Origin of the sequence: Lentzea miocenica (assembly GCF_033949945.1) — a bacterium.
GTDB lineage: Bacteria > Actinomycetota > Actinomycetes > Mycobacteriales > Pseudonocardiaceae > Lentzea > Lentzea miocenica.
In genome coordinates this window covers 143,901-166,339 of the sequence record NZ_JAXAVW010000007.1, presented here as the reverse complement: position 1 = coordinate 166,339, position 22,439 = coordinate 143,901, and the positions used below count along the sequence as shown (strand labels likewise).

Genomic DNA, 22,439 nt, shown 5'->3' with positions numbered 1-22,439 from the left:
CGAATCCACGGATGCGTGCGCGCCGCCAGCCTGCTGGTGAACAGGAACCCTTCCCCGTCAGCGAGTTCCGCCGACGCGATGAGCAACGGGTGCCCGACCGCGACCATGCCGATGCCGGACGCGTCGTCGCCGCCGATCCGCACCGCCGGCCAGTACCGCTGGTGGTCGAACGCGTACGTGGGCAGGTCGATCACCTTGCCGCCGACGTGGAAGTCGCTCCAGTCGACCTTCACCCCGTCGACGTGCAGCCGAGCCAGCGCGGTCAACGCCGCCACCCGCTCGCCCTTGTCCTTGCGCAACAACGGGATCGCGCCGTCCACCAACGCGGACAGCACTCCGTCCGGCCCCACCTCGAGGAACGTGGTCGCACCCTGCTCGGTGAGCTTCTGCACGTTCTCGCTGAACCGCACCGCGTCCCGGACGTGGTTCACCCAGTACTCGACCGTGGTCACGTCCCCGCTGGCGACAACCGGAATGCGCGGCTGGTTGAACGTCACCTCCGCCAACGACTCGCGGAAGTCGTCCAGCATCGGCTCCATCAACGGCGAGTGGAACGCGTGCGACACCTTGAGCCGCTTGCTCTTCCACCGTTCGGCGATCGCCAGGACCTCGGTCTCGTCACCCGCGATCACCACCGACCTGGGCCCGTTGATCGCCGCGATCGAGACCCTCTCGGTGAGATGCGGCAGCACCTCGTCCTCGGAGGCCTGAACCGCGACCATCGCGCCACCCTCCGGCAACGCCTGCATGAGCGCCGACCGCGCGGTGACCAGCAGGCACGCGTCCTCAAGGCTCAGCACCCCGGCAACGTGCGCCGCCGCGATCTCACCGATCGAGTGCCCGGCCAGCTGATCCGGCTTCACACCCCACGACTCGACCAGCCGGTACAGCGCCGTCTCCACCGCGAACAACGCCGGCTGCGTGTACCCGGTCTGGTTCAACGCCTCCTGGTCGTCGCCCCACATGACGTCCCGAACCGCCGGGTCCAGGTACATCAGCACGGCGTCCAACGCCTCGGCGAACACCGGGAACGCCTCGTACAGCTCGCGCCCCATGCCGACCCGCTGCGATCCCTGCCCGGAGAACAGCACCGCGAGCGACCGCTGCGACTGCGCCGTCCCCCGCGCCAGCACCTCGTCCCCGAGCACCACGGCCCGGTGCTCGAACTGCGCCCGCGTCCTCAGCAACGAGAACGCCACGTCCTCCGGCGCACCCACAGCCACCCGAGCCCGCTCAACCTGCCCCGGCAACGCCTCCGCGGTCTTCGCCGACACCACGAACGGCACCGAGTTGTCCACAGCCGCCGAGTTGTCCACAGATCGCCCAGCGGCCCCTTGACCAGCACTTTCATCCGGTACGCTGGAAATTGGGGGGATCCCCGACGCCGGCGCCTCCAAGATCACGTGCGCGTTGGTGCCCGACAGCCCGAACGACGAGACGCCGGCCCGGCGCGGCCGCGAAACCGCAGGCCACGGCGTGGCCTCGGTGACCAGCTCGACCGCGCCCTCGCTCCAGTCGACGTGCGACGACGGCGACGTGACGTGCAGGGTCGGCGGCACAACACCGTTCCGCATGGCCTGCACCATCTTGATCACACCGGCGACACCCGCCGCGGCCTGCGAGTGGCCGATGTTCGACTTGATGCTGCCGAGCAGCAGCGGCACCTCACGGTCCTGCCCGTAGGTCGCGAGCAGCGCCTGCGCCTCGATCGGGTCGCCCAGCGTCGTGCCCGTGCCGTGCGCCTCGACGGCGTCAACGTCCTGAGTGGACAGCCCGGCCGACGCAAGCGCTTGGCGGATCACCCGCTGCTGCGACGGACCGTTCGGCGCGGTCAATCCGTTGGACGCGCCGTCCTGGTTGATCGCCGAACCCCGCACGACTGCCAACACCGTGTGGCCGTTCTTCACTGCATCCGACTGACGCTCGAGCACCAGCAGTCCGACACCCTCGGACCAGCCGACGCCGTCCGCGGAGTCCGAGAACGCCTTGCAGCGCCCGTCCTCCGACAGACCGCGCTGCCGCGAGAACCCGACGAACGCACCCGGCGTCGACATCACCGTCACACCACCGGCCAGCGCCAGCGAGCACTCACCGGCCCGCAGCGCCTGAGCCGCGAGGTGCATCGCGACCAGCGACGACGAGCACGCGGTGTCGATCGACACCGACGGCCCCTCGAACCCGAAGGTGTAGGAAACGCGCCCCGACACCACGGAAGGTGAGGTACCAGCGCCCTGGTGACCCTCCGAGTCGGCCTCGAGGATCTGCGCGTAGTCCGAGTACATGACACCGGCGAACACACCGGTCCTGCTGCCGCGCAACGAGGTCGGGTCGACACCGGCCCGCTCCAGCGCCTCCCACGTCGTCTCCAGCAGGATGCGCTGCTGCCCGTCCGTGCCGAGCGCCTCGCGCGGCGACATCCCGAAGAACGCCGGGTCGAACTGGTCCGCGTCGTGCAGGAAGCCACCGGCGCGGGCGTAGGACGTGCCGAGGTGGTCGGGGTCCGGGTGGAACAGCGAGTCGAGGTCCCAGCCGCGGTTCGACGGGAACGGCGTGATCGCGTCCGTGCCCGAGGCCACCAGGTCCCACAACGTTTCCGGCGACGTCACGCCACCGGGGAACCGGCAGGCCATGCCGACGATGACGATCGGATCGTCCGAAGTAGACACCAGCGCTGGCAACGCGTCGGCCACGTCCACAGCACCGAACAGTTCGGCGTGCAGGTGGTCGGCCAGCGCGATCGCCGTCGGGTAGTCGAACACCAGCGTCGCCGGCAGCCGCAGCCCGGTCGCCTCGGTCAGCTGGTTGCGCAGCTCAACCGCGGTCAGCGAGTCGAACCCGAGGTCCTGGAACGCCCGCGTCGCATCCACCGCGTCGATCGACGCGTGGCCCAGCACCGAGGAAACCTGCGTGCGCACCAGGTCGACGAGTGCCGTACGGCGAGCGGTGACGTCCATCGCGCCGAGCTTCTGCACGAGCCCGGAAGCCGTTGCCGAACCAGCCGCCGCACGCCGTGCCTTGACCCGCACCAGACCCTGCAGCAACGGTGCCACCGCACCACGTGCCCGCAGCGTCGCGAGGTCGAGCCGCACCGGAACGGTCAGCGCCGCCCCGCTCGCCACCGCCGCGTCGAACAGTTCGAGGCCCTGCTCCACCGTGATCGGCGGCATGCCGGCGGTGGTCATCCGCGCGGCCTCGGCCTCCGTCAGTTCGCCGGTCATGCCGCTGACCCCGGCCCACACACCCCACGCCATCGAGCTCGCGGGCAGCCCCTGCGCCTTGCGGTGCGCGGCAAGGGCATCGAGGAAAGCATTGCCCGCCGCGTAGTTGGACTGACCGGCGTTGCCGAACACACCGGCCGCCGACGAGAACACCACGAACGCCGTCAGGTCGTTCGTCAGCTCGTGCAGATGCCAGGCGGCGTCGGTCTTGGGCTTGAGCACGTTCGCAACGCGCTCGGGCGTCATCGACTCGATCACGCCGTCGTCCAGCACACCGGCGGCGTGCACGACACCCCGGATCTCGTGCTGTGCAAGGAGTTCCGCGACCGCGTTCCGGTCGGTCACGTCACACGCGGCAACGGTGACCTGCGCCCCCAACGCTTCCAGTTCCGTCGTGTCCGCCTGCCCACGACGGCTGACGAGCAGCAGCTCCCTGACACCGTGCGTCTCGACGAGGTGCTTCGCGATCACCGCGCCCAGACCACCGGTGCCGCCGGTGACGAGAACCTTGCCCTCCCACCGGACATCCGCTTCGCCGGTGACCCGTGCCAGTCGTGCAGCCAGCACCTGACCGTCCCGGACCACCAGCTGCGGCTCGTCGACACCGAACGCCACCGAGACCATCGCGGTGGAGAGGTTGTTGCCGCACAGGTCGATCAGCCCGAACCGTTCGGGGTGCTCCGACTGCGTCGACCGCACCAGACCCCAGACCGCCGCGGCGCCCATGTCCTCACCCGTGGTCGCGCCGCGCGTCACGAAGGTGAGCCTGCCACTCTTGCCGCTGCTGACCCACTCCTGCACCAGGCGCAGCACCCGCGCGGTGTTGCTGTGCGTGCTGCCGAGCACGTCCTCGGAGCCGGTGATCGGCACCAGAACCAGTCCGGCCTCGGCGTCCGCGACCGTGTCGACGACCGGGAACCCGAGGTCGAGCACGTCCGGCCCGATGACCGCGACCGACTCGGGCGCCGCGACGTCCTCCTGCGTGACCGGCACCCACTCGAGCCCGAACAGCTCGCTCCGCCTGGCCTCGCCGAGCTGCTCGACGTTCACCGCCCGCACGACCACGGCCTCGACCGTGGCGACCGGCGCGCCAGTGACGTCGGCCAGCGCGATCGTCCTGCGCATGCCGCCTTCGTCACGGGTCAGCTTGACCCGCAGCTCGCTCGCACCGGTGGCGTGCAGCGACACGCCCTCCCACGAGAACGGCAGACCCGCGTCGAGCGTCTCGTCCAGCAACGCCGCGTGCAGCGCCGAGTCGAGCAACGCCGGGTGCAGCCCGTACGAGGAGCCATCGACGTTCTCGTTCAGCGCCAGCTCGGCGTAGATCTCGGAGACCTGCGAACCGTTCGCGTCCGTGGACACGACCCGCCACGCGGCCTTCAGGTTCTGGAACGCGGGCCCGTAAGCGAACCCGACAGTCGCGAACCGCTCGTAGCACTCCTCGTAGTCCATCGCCACGGCCCCAGCAGGCGGCCACACCGTTGCGTCGAAGTCACTCCGCGTCGTACCGCTCGCCAGGAAACCGGTCGCGTGCTGCGTCCACGGCGCGTCCGGCACGTCCTCGGGCCGCGAGTAGATCCCGTACTGCCGGCGCCCGTTGCTGTCGGCGCCCACCTTCAGCTGCACCTGCACGGCGCCGCGCTCCGGCAGCACCAGCGGCGCGGCGAGCGTGAGGTCGTCGACCCTGTCGAGCCCGACCTCGTCCGCGGCCCGCATCGCGAGCTCGATCAGCACGGCGGCCGGCACCAGGGTGCGCCCCATGATCACGTGATCCGCCAGCCACGGCTGCGTGCTCAGCGACATACGGCTGGTGAAGACCACGCCTTCGCCCTCGGCCAGCTCCACCGCCGCCCCGAGCAACGGGTGCGCGACGCCGACCAGCCCGAGCCCGGACGCGTCCGACACCTTCCCCGCACTCGCCGGCCAGTAGCGCTGCCGGTTGAACGGGTACGTGGGCAGCTCGATCCGCCTGCCGCCGCCGTAGAACCGCGCCCAATCAACGTTGATTCCGTCAACATGTACTTGACTGAGTGCAGTCAACATTGATTCAACATCAGACTTGACACGCGTCAACGTCGGAATCAACCCGTCAACCATCGCCGTCAACTGCGCGTCCGGTCCTACTTCCAGCACCGTGACGTCACCCAGCCGAGTGACGTTGTCGTGGAATCGCACCACGTCACGCACATGGTTGACCCAGTAGTCGACCGTGTTCACTTGTCCGGATGTTGACATCTGGACAAGCGGCTCGTGGAACGTCAGCCCACTGATCGCCTCACGGAAGTCCTCCAGCATCGGCTCCATCAACGCCGAGTGGAACGCGTGCGACACCTTCAGCCGCTTGCCCTTCCACCGCTCGGCAAGCCTGACGACCTCGTCCTCAACACCGGCGATCACCACCGACCGCGGCCCGTTGACGGCGGCAATGGACACACCGCCAGTCAGGTGCTCACGCACCTCGTCCTCGGACGCGACGACCGACACCATCGCGCCACCGGCCGGGAGGTTCTGCATGAGCGCGGACCGCGCCGTGACGAGGAGGCATGCGTCCTCCAGGCTGAACACGCCCGCAACGTGCGCCGCCGCGATCTCACCGATCGAGTGCCCGGCAAGCCGCGCGGGCCTCACTCCGAACGACTCCAGCAACCGGTACAGCGCCACCTCGACCGCGAAGATCGCAGGCTGCGCGTACCCGGTCTGGTTCAACGCCTCCTGATCGTCGCCCCACATGACGTCCCGCAACGCCGGATCAAGGTTGACGAGCGCGGCGTCCAACGCCTCAGCGAACACCGGGAACGCCTCGTACAGCTCCCGCGCCATCCCGACGCGCTGCGATCCCTGACCGGAGAACACCACGGCAAGCGGCCGGTTCCGCACCACGCCACTGGCAAGCTCAACGCCGTTCCACACCACAGCCCGGTGATCGAACAGCGCGCGCGTAGTCGCCAACGAATACCCGACGTCCACCGCCGAGGCACCGCTCTCCACCAACGCCCGAATCTGCTCAACCTGAGCCTTCAACGACGCCGCGGACTTGGCTGACACCACCAACGGCACCGCGAACGAACCCGCCGTGCCCTGCTGCACGGCCGTGCCCTGCTGCACGGCCGCCACCTGCGGAATCGATCCCGATTGGCTGGCCCCCTGGGGGGATCCACCCCCCATCCCAATCATCTCAGGCAGGTCTGACAATTCCTGACCACTCGGCGCCTCCAAGATCACGTGCGCGTTCGTGCCGGAAACGCCGAACGACGAGACGGCGGCGCGGCGGGCCCGAGAAACCGCCGGCCACGAAGCGTTGCCCGTGAGCAGCTGGACGGCACCCGCCTCCCAGTCCACGTGGGACGAAGGCTCGTCGACGTGGAGCGTCTGCGGCACAACACCGTGACGCAGCGCCTGCACCATCTTGATGACACCGGCGACACCGGCAGCGGCCTGCGTGTGGCCGATGTTCGACTTGATCGAGCCGAGCAGCAGCGGCTCGGCGCGGTCCTGACCATAGGTCGCGAGCAGTGCCTGCGCCTCGATCGGGTCGCCCAGCGTCGTGCCCGTGCCGTGCGCCTCGACGACGTCGACGTCCGCAGTGGACAGTCCCGCCGAAGCCAAAGCCTGTCGAATCACCCGCTGCTGCGAAGGACCGTTCGGCGCGGTCAAGCCGTTGGAGGCACCGTCCTGATTGACCGCGGAACCACGCACGACAGCGAGAACGTCGTGGCCGTTGCGCACAGCGTCAGACAGACGCTCCAACACGACCACACCGACACCCTCGGACCAGCCGACACCGTCAGCCGTGTCGGAGAACGCCTTGCAACGACCGTCCGGCGAGAGCCCGCGCTGCCGCGAGAACCCGATGAACGCCCCCGGCGAGGCCAGAACGGTCACACCGCCGGCGAGTGCCAGAGAGCATTCTCCAGCGCGGAGGGCCTGCATCGCCCAGTGCATGGCGACCAACGACGACGAGCACGCCGTGTCGAGAGTGACCGCGGGTCCCTCGAAACCGAACGTGTAGGAGACACGGCCGGACACAACCGAAGGTGAGCCGCCGGTCGTCTGGTAGCCCTCCGAATCGCCTTCCAGCAGCAGCGAGTAGTCGTTGTACATGACGCCGGCGAACACACCGGTCGAGCTGCCCTTCAGTGCGACCGGGTCGATGCCCGCGCGCTCCAACGCCTCCCACGACGCCTCGAGCAACAGCCGCTGCTGAGCGTCGGTCGACACGGCCTCGCGCGGCGACATGCCGAAGAACTCCGGGTCGAACTGATCGGCGTCGTGCAGGAAGCCACCGGACTTCGTGTAAGAGGTGCCGATGTGGTCGGGGTCCGGGTGGTAGAGCGAGTCGAGGTCCCAGCCGCGGTTGGACGGGAACTCGGTGATGGCGTCACGGCCGTCGACCACGAGGTCCCACAGCTGTTCTGGCGTGGCGACACCACCGGGGTAGCGGCAGGCCATGCCGACGATCACGATCGGATCGTCCGAAGTGGACACCAGCGTCGGCAGAGCGGCCGAGGTGTCGTCGGCGCCGAACAGTTCGTCACGCAGGAAGCCGGCGAGCACCGCGGACGTCGGGTAGTCGAAGATCAGCGTGCTCGGCAACCGCAGCCCGGTGACGCCGGTGAGGCGGTTGCGCAGGTCGACCGCGGTGAGCGAGTCGAATCCGAGGTCCTGGAACGCCTTCGCCGGGTCCACCGCGGCAACGCCGTCGTGGCCGAGTACGGCCGCGACCTCGGTGCGGACCAGGTCGAGCAACGTGACCAGACGCCTTTCCGGAGCCATCGCGGTGAGCCGCTGGACGAGCCCGGAGTCGGCCTGGGCCGCGGCGCGGCGAGTCCGCGTCCGGATCAGTCCACGCAGCAGCGGACGGACCTCGGCGTGGTCGCGCAACGTCGCGAGGTCGAGTCGCAACGGCAGCAACACCGCGTCCTCACCGCCGATCGCCGCGTCGAACAGCGCGAGCCCCTGCTCCACCGACAACGGCGGCGTGCCGCCTCGTGCCATGCGTTCGGCATCAGCCTCCGACAGCATGCCAGTCTGGTTCCAAGCACCCCATGCCAGCGACACGGCCGGAAGCCCTTGAGCCTTGCGGTGCAACGCAAGTGCGTCGAGGAACGCGTTGCCCGCCGCGTAGTTCGCCTGCCCCGCCGCACCGAACGTCCCTGCGGCGCTGGAGAAGATGAGGAACTTGTCCAAGCCCTTCGCGAGCTCGTGCAGGTTCCACGCGGCGTCGACCTTGGGCCGCAACACGTTCGCCAACCGCTCTGGAGTGAGCGACTCGACCACGCCGTCATCCAGCACGCCGGCCGTGTGCACGACGCTGCGCACCTTGTGCTTCCTCAACACCTTCTGTAGCGCCTTGCGATCACTCACATCGCATGCGATCACCATGACCTTGGCGTCCAAATCGGACACATCAGCTTTTCCGGTGCGGCTGACCAGCACGAGTTCCTTGACGCCGTACCGTTCGACGAGGTGCTTGGCGATCACGCGCCCCAGCCCACCCGTGCCGCCGGTGATCAGCACCGGGCCGGTGAACTCGCCGGGCTCCGCCGCCTCGGCGCGTGCGAGCCGTGCCGCGAACACCTGGCCATCGCGCACCCGCAGCTGCGGCTCGTCGATCGCGAGAACCTGATCGGACACCTCGGCATCGGTGTCGATGAGCGTGAACCGGCCGGGGTGCTCGTTCTGCGCGGCCCGGACGAGACCGTGCACCGCGCTCGCAGCCAGGTCGTCCTGACGCGTCACGAACACAAGCCGTTCCGCGCGCTCCTCGACGATCCAGCGCTGCACCAACTCCAGCGCACGGGCCGCGAGAGCGTGCGTCTGCTTGACGACATCACCGTCGCCAACGAACTCCTCCACCACCACGGCGGCAGCACCGGCCTGAGGCAGCGACACGGGCACCCAGTCGAGCCGGAACAACGAGTCGCGATCCACCGCGCTCACCTGCTGCGCGGACACCGCCCGCGTCACCAACGACCCAACGGTGGCAACCGGCGCACCCGTCATATCGGCGACCGCGATCACCCACGCGTCACCATTGCGTCGCAGCCTCACCCGGACCGCGGAGGCTCCGGTGGCGTGCAGCGACACGTTCTCCCACGAGAACGGCAGCCCCGCCTCAGCCCCGTCGAAGAAGCCACCCGCGTGCAGCGTGGCGTCGAGCAGCGCCGGGTGCAGCCCGAACGCCGCCCCGTCCACCCCCTCGGGCAGCGCGACCTCCGCGAACACCTCGCCGTCCGCGCGCCACACGCCTCGCAGCCCTTGGAACACCGGCCCGTATTCGAACCCGTTCTCCGCGAACCGCTCGTATGCCCCCTCAACGTCAACGCTCTGTGCGCCGACAGGCGGCCACACCGTTGCATCAAAAACAGGTGCATCGAAGTCACTAGTGTTCGTACCGCTGGCCAGGAATCCAGTCGCGTGCTGCGTCCACGACACATCTGCGCCATCAGGCCGTGAGAACACCTCGATCGCGCGACGCCCGTTCTCCTCGACGCCCACCGCGACCTGAATCCGCACCGCACCCTGCTCCGGCAGCACGAGCGGCGCGGCCAGCGTCAGCTCGTCGACGCGGTCGAGCCCGACCTCGTCCCCGGCCCGCACCGCGAGCTCCAGGAACGCCGTGCCCGGCAGCAACACCTGCCCGAACACCGTGTGATCCGCGAGCCACGGGTGCGACCCCAGCGACAACCGGCTCGTGAACAGGTATCCGTCCTGTCCGGCGACGTCGACCGACGCCCCGAGCAACGGGTGCTCGACGCGCGTGAGCCCCAGCGCACCGACATCGCCGGCCCTGCGCACCGCCTTCGGCCAGAACATCTGGTGGTCGAACGCATAGGTGGGCAGATCAACCTTCCGTCCACCTGTGTACAGCTGCGTCCAGTCAACATTGATTCCGTCAACATGTACTTGACCGAGTGCAGTCAACATTGACGCGACTTCACCGCGATCCCGCCTCAACACCGCCGTGGAACCGTCCACCAGCGCGCTCAACTGCGCGTCCGGTCCGATCTCCAGCAGCGTGACGTCACTCAGCCGGGTGACGTTGTCGTGGAAGCGCACCGCGTCCCGGACGTGGTTGACCCAGTAGTCGACGGTGTTCACTTGTCCGGATGTTGACATCTGGACAAGTGGCTCGTGGAACGTCAGGCCGCTGATCGCCTCACGGAAGTCGTCGAGCATCGGCTCCATCAGTGGCGAGTGGAACGCGTGCGACACCTTCAGCCGCTTGTTCTTCCACCGCCCCGCAACCTTGACGACCTCATCTTCAACACCGGCGATCACCACCGTGCGCGGCCCGTTGATCGCCGCGATCGACACGCCGACGGTCAGATGCGGCAGCACCTCTTCCTCGGACGCGATGACCGAGACCATCGCGCCACCGGCCGGCAACGCCTGCATGAGCGCCGCACGAGCCGTCACCAGGAGCGAGGCGTCTTCCAGGCTCAGCACCCCGGCGACATGCGCCGCCGCGATCTCACCGATCGAGTGCCCGACGAGGTGGTCGGGCCGCACCCCGAACGACTCGATCAACCGGTACAGCGCCAGCTCGACCGCGAACAACGCGGGCTGCGCGAACCCGGTCTGGTTCAGTGCTTCCTGGTCATCGCCCCACATGACCTCACGCAACGCGGGGTCGAGGTTCACCAGCGCGGCGTCGAACGCCTCGGCGAACACCGGGAACGCCTCGTACAGCTCCCGCCCAGCCCCGATCCGCTGAGCCCCCTGCCCGGAGAACAGGAACGCCAACGGCTTCCCACCGGCAACGCCCTCGGCAACAACCTCACCGTCGAGCACAACGGCCCGGTGCTCGAACAACGAGCGCGTAGTCGCCAACGAGAACCCGACATCGCTCGCCGACACGCCGCCGTCCACCAACGCCGCGATCCGCTCGACCTGAGTCCGCAACGCTCCGGCAGACTTCGCCGACACCACCAACGGCACGGCGAACGGCACCGCCGCCACCTGCGGAATCGATCCCGATTGGCCGGCCCCCTGAGGGGATCCACCCCCCATCCCAATCATCTCAGGCAGGTCTGACAATTCCGGAACATCCGGCGCTTCCAAGATCACATGCGCGTTCGTGCCCGAGACACCGAACGACGAGACGCCCGCGCGACGGGCACGGTCCACCGAAGGCCAAGTGCGGGGCGAGGTCAGCACCTCGACAGCGCCGGACTGCCAGTCGACCTGCGTGGTCGGCGTGTCGACGTGCAAGGTCCGGGGCAGCACGCCGTGTCGCAGCGCCTGCACCATCTTGATGACGCCCGCGACACCCGCGGCGGCCTGCGTGTGGCCGATGTTCGACTTGACCGAGCCCAGGTAGAGCGGCTCAGAGCGGTCCTGCCCGTAGACGGCGAGCAGCGCCTGGGCCTCGATCGGGTCGCCGAGCTTCGTCGCGGTGCCGTGCGCTTCAACAGCGTCGACGTCCGCGGGCGACAGACCCGCCGAAGCCAGCGCCGCGCGGATCACACGTTGCTGCGACGGGCCGTTCGGCGCGGTCAGGCCGTTGGAGGCGCCGTCCTGGTTGACCGCGGAGCCGCGCACGACCGCCAGAACGGTGTGTCCGTTGCGGAGGGCATCGGACTGGCGCTCCAGCACGAGCAGACCAACACCTTCACCCCAGCCGGTGCCGTCCGCCTCGTCGGAGAACGCCTTGCAGCGCCCGTCAACGGAAAGGCCGCGCTGACGGGAGAACTCGACGTAGGTGGTCGGCGTCGACATCACCGTCACGCCACCGGCGACAGCGAGCGAACACTCCCCCGACCGCAGCGCCTGCGAAGCGAGGTGCAGTGCCACCAAAGAAGAAGAGCAAGCGGTGTCGACCGTGACGGCCGGGCCCTCGAAGCCGAACGTGTAGGAGACGCGGCCCGAGGCGATCGAGCCCGCGCTGCCCTGGCCCTGGTGTCCCTCGAACTCGCCACCGTCCAGAATGGACGCGTAGTCGTTGTACATGACACCGGTGAAGACGCCGGTCGCACTGCCGCGCAACGTTGCCGGGTCGATGCCGGAACGCTCCAGCGCCTCCCAGGTGGTCTCCAGGAGCAGGCGCTGCTGGGAGTCCGTGGCGATGGCCTCGCGCGGCGACATCCCGAAGAACGCCGGGTCGAACGCGCCCGCCTCGTGCAGGAAGCCGCCCGAGATCGAGTAGGTGGTGCCCGCGTGGTCGGGGTCGGGGTGGTAGAGGCCGTCGATGTCCCAGCCGCGGTTGACGGGGAATTCCGTGATGGCGTCGACGCCGTCGGCCACCAGCCGCCACAGGTCCTCGGGCGACGACACGCCTCCGGGGTAGCGGCAGGCCATGCCGACGATCACGATCGGATCGTCCGATGTAGACGCAGCGGACACCGCGGGCAGGTCCGAGACGGCGTCCGAGGCCCCGAACAGCTCGTCCTTCAAGAAACCGGCCAGCACCGCGGAGGTCGGGTAGTCGAACGTCAGCGTGGCCGGCAGCCGCAATCCGGTGACCTCACCGAGGCGGTTGCGCAGCTCGACGGCCGTCAGCGAGTCGAAGCCCAGCGACTGGAACGCGCGCGCAGGGTCGATCGTCTCGCCGCCGCTGTGCCCGAGCACCGCGCCGACCTCGGTACGCACCAGGTCGAGCAGGGCGCCGAGGCGAGCGGCCTCATCAAGACCGGACAGCTTCTGCACCAACGAGGACGACGCGCTGGAAGCGGCCGTGCGACGAGCACGGACCTTCACCAGGCCCTGCAGCACCGCGGGAACCTCGGCGCGCGCCCGGAACACCGCCAGGTCCAGCCGCAGCGGCAGCACCAGCGAGGCACCGGAAGACAGTGCGGCGTCGAAGAGTTCGACGCCTTCCTCCGGTGTGATCGGCGGCATGCCGGACTTCGCCAGGCGTTCGGCGTCGGCACCGGACAACATGCCCGTCCCGGCCCACGCACCCCACGCCAGCGAGACCCCCGGCAGTCCAGCAGCGCGCCGGTGCTCGATCAGGGCATCGAGGAACGTGTTGCCCGCCGCGTAGTTGCCCTGCCCGGACGAACCGAAGACACCCGCGCCGGACGAGTAGACGACGAACGCCGAGACATCGCCCGCAAGCTCGTGCAGGTTCCACGCGGCGTCGACCTTAGGCCTCAGCACCGCAGACAAACGCTCCGGCGTGAGCGACTCGATGACGCCGTCGTCCAACACGCCGGCGGTGTGCACGATCGAACGAATCTGTTGACCTGCAAGGAGGTTCGCAACGGCGTGCCGATCCGCGACATCGCAGGCCGCGACGGTGACCGACGCGTCCAGCTCCGCCACCCAGTCCGGCGTCTCGCCGCGTCGACTGACCAGCACCAGGTCACGAACACCATGTACGGCGACGAGATGCCGCGCGATCACCTGGCCGAGCCCACCGGTACCGCCGGTGATCAGCACAGGTCCTTCCAGCACCACGCCGTCACCGGCGGCGATCCGGGCGACGCGCGGCACGAACACCTCGCCGCCACGCACTCGCAGCTGCGGCTCGGCACTGGCGAGCGCCGCGTCCGGCAGGTCGCCGTCGGTCTCGATCAACGCGAACCGGCCGGGGTGCTCCGACTGCGCGGCCCGCACCAGGCCCCACACCGCCGACGCACCCAGATCGCCCTGCCGCGTGACGAACACGAGCTTCTCGGCACGTTCGGTCGCGATCCACTCCTGGATCTTCGCGAGCACGCCGGCCGTCAACGCATGCGCGGACTCGACCGGAGAGCCTTCCCCGGCAACGTGCTCGACGACGTGAGCCGCCGGAACCGCCTCGGTGAGAGTGATCGGCACCCACTCCAGCCCGAACAACGCGTCCTGCGCCGCACTGAGCTGCCGCGCCGACACGGCCCGCGTCACGAGCGACCCGACCGTCGCCACCGGCGCACCGGTGGTGTCGGCGATGGCGATCTCCATCGAGCTGTCGCCGGTGGTCCGCAGGCGCACCCGCAACGACGTGGCACCGACCGCGTGCAGCGCAACGCTTTCCCACGAGAACGGCACCGCGCCCTCGGTCCGCTGGTCGGCGAACGCCACCGCGTGCAGCGCCGCGTCCAGCAGCGCCGGGTGAATCCCGAAGCCTGTGGCGGTCACGTCCTCGGGCAACGCGACCTCGGCGAACACCTGATCAGCCAGCTTCCACGCGGCCCGCAGTCCCTGGAACGCGTGCCCGTAGTCGAACCCGAGCTCCGCGAACCGCTCGTAAACACCCTCGACCTGCACGGCCTCAGCCCCAGCAGGCGGCCACACGGAGGCGTCGAAGTCCGCGACAGCAGCTCCCGACGCCAAGAAGCCGGCCGCATGCTCGGTCCACGGCAGGTCGCTGTCCTCAGGACGGCTGTGAATCGCGATCGCCCGACGGTCCCCGTCCGCGCCGACGCGGATCTGCACCTGCACGGCGCCCGACTCGGGCAGCACGAGCGGCGCCGCGATCGTCAGCTCGTCAACGCGGTCGAGGCCCACCTCGTCCGCGGCCCGCAGCGCGAGTTCGACGAGCGCCGCACCGGGCACCAGCACCTTGCCGTGCAGCGAGTGGTCCCGCAGCCACGGGTGGGTGCGCAGCGACAGCCTGCTCGTGAACAGCAGGCCCTCTGTGTTTCCTCCTGGCCCGGCAAGCTCGACAGCGGCCCCGAGCAGCGGATGCTCGATCGCACCGAGACCCGCCGACCGGACATCCGAGCGCGTGGAGACCTCAGGCCAGAACGTTCGCTGCTCGAACGCGTAAGTCGGCAGGTCAATCTTCCGGCCATGTTGACAGAACCGGTTCCAATCAACATTGACGCCGTCAACATTGATTCGGCTCAATGCAGTCAACATTGACTTGACCTCGTCAACGTTGCGCCGCACCGCGGGCACGCAGCCGTCGACCATCGCGGACAGCACGCCGTCCGGCCCGATCTCCAGGAACTTCATGTCACCCAACACGGTGACGTTGTCGTGGAATCGAACGGTGTCGCGAACGTGGTCGACCCAGTAGTCGACGGTGTCCACTTGTCCGGATGTTGACATCTGGACAAGCGGCTCGTGGAAGCTGAGTCCGCTGATCGCCTCACGGAAGTCGTCGAGCATCGGCTCCATCAGTGGCGAGTGGAACGCGTGCGACACCTTGAGCCGCTTGTTCTTCCACTTCGACGCGATCGCGAGCACTTCTTCTTCGACACCGGCGATCACCACGGACCGAGGTCCGTTGACCACCGCGATCGACACACCGTCAGTCAGGTGCTCACGCACCTTCTTCTCGGACGCGACCACCGACACCATCGCGCCACCCGCCGGCAACGCCTGCATCAGCGAAGCGCGCGCGGTCACGAGCTGGCAGGCGTCCTCGAGCGACAGCACCCCGGCAACGTGCGCGGCCGCGATCTCACCGATCGAGTGGCCCGCAACGCGACTGGGCTTCACCCCGTAGAACTCGAACAGCCGGTACAGCGCCACCTGGAACGCGAACAGCGCGGGCTGCGTGTACCCGGTCTGGTTCAGCTTCTCCTGGTCATCGCCCCACATGACCTCGCGAACGGCCGGGTCGAGGTTCGCCAGCACGGCATCGAGCGCCTCAGCGAACACCGGGAACGCCTCATAAAGCTCGCGCCCCATGCCCACCCGCTGCGACCCCTGCCCGCTGAACAGGAACGCCAGCTCACCGCCTCGCGCCACCCCGGACGCCAGCACCTCGCCGTCCAGCACCACCGCCCGGTGATCGAACAACGCACGCGTGGTCAGCAACGAGAACGCGATGTCCGCCGCTTCCCCAGGCCACGCCTTGATCGCCTCGACCTGGCCCTCGAGCGACACCGCCGACCTCGCCGACACCAGCCACGGAATCGGAATCGATTCCGCCTGGGGGCCCCGGGGGGAGACCGAGGTCCCCACTCCAAGCGTCCCACGGGAGGCCGACGAATCTGGCGCGGCAAGATCGACAACGGCCGGGCTGTCCACAGGCGCCGAGTTGTCCACAGAAGCCGGAGACGGGGTTGCGGACTCGAGGATCACGTGGGCGTTGGTGCCGGAGACGCCGAACGACGAGACGCCCGCGCGGCGTGGGCGGGAGACCTCGGGCCACGAGGTCGCGGCGGTGACGAGGGAGACTTCGCCCGCGCTCCAGTCGATGTGGGTAGAGGGCTGGTCGACGTGCAGGGTCGCGGGCACGACGCCGTGCCGCATCGCGTGGACCATCTTGATGATGCCGGCGACACCAGCGGCGGCCTGCGTGTGACCGATGTTGGACTTGATCGAGCCGAGCAGCAGCGGCGAAGAGCGGTCCTGGCCGTAGACGGCGAGCAGCGCCTGAGCCTCGATCGGGTCGCCCAGAGTGGTGCCGGTGCCGTGGGCCTCGACGACATCGACGTCCGAGACGGACAAGCCAGCCGAAGCGAGAGCGGATCGGATCACGCGCTGCTGCGAAGGGCCGTTCGGGGCGGTGAGGCCGTTGGAGGCGCCGTCCTGGTTGATCGCGGAACCGCGCACCACAGCCAGAATCGTGTGGCCGTTGCGCAGCGCGTCGGACTGACGTTCCAGCACGAGCAGGCCGACGCCCTCACCCCAGCCGGTGCCGTCGGCGGCGTCGGCGAAGGACTTGCAGCGGCCGTCCATCGCGAGTCCGCGCTGCTTCGAGAAGGCGACGAACGAACCGGGCGTCGACATGACGGTCACGCCGCCGGCCAGCGCCAGCGAGCATTCGCCGTTGCGCAGCGCGGAAGATGCCAGGTGCAGGGCGACCAGGGAAGAAGAGCACGCGGTGTCGACGGTGACCGCGGGGCCTTCGAGGCCGAAGGTGTAGGCGACGCGGCCGGACAGGACGCTCTGCGCGGTGCCGGTGCCCTGGTAGCCCTCGAAGATGTCGTCGGACACCAAAGTCGAGTAGTCGTTGGACATCACGCCCGCGAAGACACCGGTCTTGGAGCCTCGCACCGAGGCCGGGTCGATGCCCGCACGCTCGAACGCCTCCCACGCGGTCTGCAACAACAGCCTGTGCTGGACGTCCGTGGCGAGTGCTTCGCGCGGGGACATGCCGAAGAAGTCCGGGTCGAACGACGGGGCGTCGTGCAGGAAGCCGCCCTGCATGACGTGGGTCTTGCCGGAGGCATCAGGGTCCGGGTCGTAGAGGGAGTCCAGGTCCCAGCCGCGGTTCGCCGGGAAGCCGGTGACGCCGTCGCGCTCCTCGAACACCAGGCGCCACAGGTCTTCCGGCGACGACACCCCGCCCGGGTAGTGGCAGGCCATGCCGACGATCACGATCGGGTCGTCGGAAACCGCACCAGGCAAGACCTCCGGCACGAGGACGTCCGTGCCGAACAGTTCGTCCAGCAGGTAGGAGGCCAGGGCACCGGCAGTCGGGTAGTCGAAGATCAGGGTGGCGGGCAGCCGGATGCCGGTCGACGCGGTCAGGCGGTTGCGCAGCTCGACGGCGGTCAGCGAGTCGAACCCGAGGCCCTGGAACGTGCGCGTGCGGTCCACTTCGGACGCACTGCCGTGACCGAGCACCGCGGCGACCTCGGTGGCGACCAGGTTCAGCAGCGCTTCCAGGCGTGCGTCGGAACCGAGACGCGACAGCTCCGCGACAAGGCCTTCCGCCGCAACGGACTGCGCGGCCGCACGACGCTTCGGAGTCTTGATCAAGCCGCGCAACAACGGCGGCGGCGCGCCCTGCTGCCGCAGCGCGGCAAGGTCCAGCCTGAGGGGCAACAGGAAAGCGTCGGAACCGGCGGCGCCGGCGTCGAACAGCGCGAGGCCTTCGGAGACCTTCAACGGCGGCATACCGGAACGGGCGATGCGCTGCATGTCGGCGTCGGACATCGCGGCGGTCATGCCGGAGGTCTGCTCCCACGCACCCCACGCCAGCGCGACGGCGTGCTGCCCGGAAGCACGGCGGACCCGCGCCAGAGCGTCGAGGAAAGCGTTGGCAGCGGCGTAGTTCGACTGGCCGGCACCGCCGAACGTGCCCGCGGCCGAGGAGAACAGCACGAAAGGCACGTCGCGCAACAGCTCGTGCAGGTGCAGCGCCGCGTCCGCCTTCGGGCGCAGAACCGTGGAGATGCGCTCGGGCGTCAACGACTCCACGACGCCGTCGTCGAGCACCGCCGCAGTGTGCACCACGCCGCCGACGGAGTGCCGCGACAGCAACGATTCCAGCGCGGAACGATCGGAGACGTCGCACGCCTCAACGATCACGTCCGCGCCCAGCTCCTGCAACGCAGAAACGTCGGCAGAACCGCTGCGAGAGACCAGCAGCAGCTCACGAACACCGTGCTCGGCGACGAGATGCCGGGCCACCAACTGACCAAGTCCACCGGTACCACCGGTGATCAGCACACGGCCGGACCACGTGAGCGACGAGACAGGCAGCGCCGCCCGCGCAAGCCGTGCCGCCAGAACGACACCGTCGCGGATCGCCAGCACCGGCTCGTCAGTCGTCAACGCGTGCAACACCGCGCCGACGGAGGCGTCCGAGAAGTCCAGATCCACCAGCACAAAGCGGCCGGGGTGCTCGGACTGCGCGGACCGCACCAGGCCCCGCGCGGCAGCGGCGGCGAGATCATCGCCGTCGACCGCGCCACGCGTCACGAACGCCACCCGCCCGGACCTGGGCAGCGCTTCCTGGATCAACGAAAGCACCCGCGCGCACGTCTCGCGAACATCAGTGCCGACAACAGGAACCAGCGTCAGATCGGCGTCCGTCAACTCGGCGACGACCGGTCCCGCGGCCAGCGACAGCACGTCCGGCCCGAGCACCGCGACGGTCTGCTCGGCGAACCCCACCGGCAGCTCGACGGGCACCCACTCGATGCGGAACAACGAGTCGCGCTCGACCTGAGGACCCAGCTCGTCGACCGGAACCGGCCGCGTCTGCAGAGCCTCGACCGACGCGACGGGAGCACCGGTCGCATCGGCGACGGCGATCTCCATCGAGCCGTCCTCGCCGCGAGACAGCCGCACCCGCACCGCGGACGCGCCCGAAGCGTGCAGGGACACGCCCTGCCAGGAGAACGGCAGCCCGCCCCTGCTGATCGAGCCGAGGTCGCCGAACCCGGCGGCGTGCATGCCGGCGTCCAGCAGTGCCGGGTGCAGCCCGAACGCCCCGCCGTCGACGCCTTCCGGCAGCGTGACCTCGGCATACACCACGCCGTCTCCACCGCGCCAGACCGCCTGCAGGCCCTGGAAAACCGGGCCGTAGTCGAAGCCCATGTCGGTGAAGCGCTCGTACGACCCCGCGATGTCGACGGCTTCGGCACCGGCGGGCGGCCACACCGAAGCGTCGAACGAGACAGCGGACGCCCCCGAGCCGAGCACACCGGAGGCGTGCTGAAGCCAAGGCGTGTCAACGGAACCCTCAGGCCGGGAGAAGATCGCCACCGAACGTCGACCCGCGGAGTCAACAGCACCAACGGAAACCTGCAACTGCGCCGCGACATCCGGGGTGAGCACCAGCGGAGCGGCCAGCGTCAGTTCCTCGACGCGGTCGCAGCCCACCTCGTCAGCGGCACGAACGGTCAGTTCCAGGAACGCGGTGCCGGCGAACAGAACCCTGCCCATCACCACGTGATCCGCGAGCCACGGGTGCGTCGCCAACGACAGCCGGGACGTGAACAGGTGTCCCGCCGAACCTGCCAGCTCAACGGCCGCGCCGAGCAGCGGGTGGCCGACCGCACCGAGTCCGGCGCCGCGCACGTCACCGGACTGGGTCTTCGGGCGCGGCCAGAACCTCTGGCGCTGGAACGCATACGTCGGCAGATCGACCCGCCCGGCACCGGAGCCCTCGAACAACCGCGCCCAGTCGACGGGAACGCCCACGACGTGCAGGCGCGCCAAAGCCGTCACGAACGCCAGTTCCTCGCCGCGGTCCTTGCGCGAGGTGGGCACCGCGTCGTCGACCATCGCGGCCAGCACACCGTCCGGGCCGACCTCGACGAAGGTCTTGTCCCCCATCGCCGTCACCGTGTCGTGGAAGCGCACGGCGTCGCGGACGTGCTGCACCCAGTACTCGGGTTGGTCAACGACCCCACGAGCCACCAAGGGGATTGAGGGAGCGTTGAAGGAAATACCGGAGATCGCCGCGCGGATGTCCTCCAGCATCGGCTCCATCAGCGGCGAGTGGAAGGCGTGGCTGACCTGCAGTTGCTTCGACTTGCGGGGCGTAGCACCGTTGAGTTGTTCGACAACCCGCTGTGCCTCTTGTTCAACACCTGCGATGACCAGTGACGTCGGGCCGTTGATCGCGGCGATGGAAACACCGTCGGTCAGGAAGGGAAGGACCTCTTCCTCGGTGGCCTGCACGGCGATCATCACGCCACCGGCCGGAAGCGCCTGCATCAACGAAGCCCGCGCGGTGACCAGCGTGGAGGCGTCTTCGAGCGACAGCACCCCAGCGACGTGCGCGGCCGCGATCTCACCGATCGAGTGGCCCGCCACCTGCTCCGGCACGAGTCCGAACGACTCGAGCAGTCGGAACATGGCGACTTCGAAGGCGAACAACGCGGGCTGCGTGTAGCGGGTCTGGTCCAGGACCGCGGGGTCATCACCCCACATCACCGAGCGCAGGTCGGGGTCGAGGTGCGCGAGGGCCGAGTCGAACGCGGCGGCGAACACCGGGAACCTGGCGTGCAGCTCACGTCCCATGCCGATGCGCTGGGATCCCTGTCCGGAGAACAGGAACGCGAGCGTGTTCTCGTCGGCGGCCACACCGCGCGCGAGCTCAGTACCGTCCGGCAGCACCACGGCACGCTGTTCGAACGACGCCCGCGCCGTCGCCAGGGTGAACGCGATGTCCAGCGGCGCCAACGCATCCACGACCGACTGGAGCCGAACCCGCTGCTCATCCAACGCACCCGGAGTACGCCCGGACAGAATCCACGGCACCACAGCAGGTGATGAAGAAACCTCGGAAGCCTCAACGACAAGTGCCGGAGCCTGCTCCAGGATCACGTGGGCGTTCGTGCCCGAGACGCCGAACGCCGACACACCGGCGCGCAGCGGACGGTCGACGGAAGGCCACGGCCGCGCGTCCTCGAGCAGGGACACGTTGCCCTTGGTCCAGTCGACCTGCGTGGAAGGCGTGCCGAGGTGCAGGGTCTGGGGCAGCAGTCCGTTCTGCAGCGCCATGACCACCTTGATCACCCCGGCGACACCGGCGGCGCCCTGGGGGTGTCCGATGTTGGACTTGATCGACCCGAGGTAGATCGGCTCGGCCCGGTCCTGCCCGTACACCGAGAGAATCGCCTGCGCCTCGATCGGGTCGCCCAGCGTGGTCCCCGTTCCGTGCGCTTCCACGGCGTCCACATCGGACGGTGCGAGACCGCCGTTCTGCAGGGCTTGGCGGATGACGCGTTGCTGCGACGGCCCGTTCGGCGCGGTCAGGCCGTTTGAAGCGCCGTCCTGGTTGACCGCGGAACCGCGGACCACGGCGAGGATCTTGTCGCCGGCGCGCTGAGCGTCGGAAAGCCGCTTCAGAACAAGCACACCGACGCCCTCGGACCAGCCGGTGCCGTCCGCGTCGTCGGAGAACGCCTTGCAGCGGCCGTTGCCGGCGAGCCCGCCCTGCGAGGTGAAGGCGGCGAACCCGGCGGGCGTCGTCATGACCGCGACACCGCCGGCCAGCGCCAGGTCGCATTCACCGGCGCGCAAAGCGGAAGAAGCGAGGTGCAGCGCCACCAGCGACGACGAGCAGGCGGTGTCGACGGTGACGGCGGGGCCTTCCAGCCCGAGCAGGTAGGAGATGCGGCCGGACAACACGGACGCGGCGAACGCGGTCGTGGCGTAGAGGCCGACGTCCTCGCCCGAGCGCGAGAGCAGGTCGGCGTAGTCCTGCGAGGTGGTGCCCATGAACACGCCGGTCTTGGTGCCGCGCAACGACTGCGCGTTCACGCCAGCGCGCTCCAGGGCCTCCCACGAGGTCTCCAGGAGCAGGCGCTGCTGCGGGTCCATGACCACGGCTTCGCGGGGCGAGATGCCGAAGAACCCGGCGTCGAACGACGCCGGGTCATCGAGGAAGCCACCTTCGATCGTGGCGCTGTTGAGGTCGGAGACGTCCCATCCGCGATCGGCGGGGAATCCGCCGATCACGTCCCTGCCTTCTGCGACGACCTGCCAGAGGTCCTCCGGCGAGGCCACCCCGCCGGGATACCGGCAGCCGATGCCGACGATCGCGATCGGTTCCACCGCTGCCGCGATCAGCTGCTGGTTCTGCTTGCGCAGCCGGTCGATCTCCTTCAGTGACGACCGCAGAGCCTCGACGTACTGGTTAGCAGAGGTGGTCAT

Annotated in this window: 1 protein-coding gene (only partly in view); it reads right to left on the bottom strand. The window is 69.1% G+C overall.

Going from position 1 to position 22,439, the window contains the following annotated elements:
* On the bottom strand, nucleotides 1–22,439 hold the 5' portion of the coding sequence (locus SK803_RS10555; RefSeq protein ID WP_319965666.1) for an SDR family NAD(P)-dependent oxidoreductase. Its footprint begins 7,501 nt before the window's first position; only the first 22,439 of its 29,940 coding nucleotides appear in the window; it begins with the start codon at nucleotides 22,437–22,439; its stop codon lies beyond the left edge, outside the window.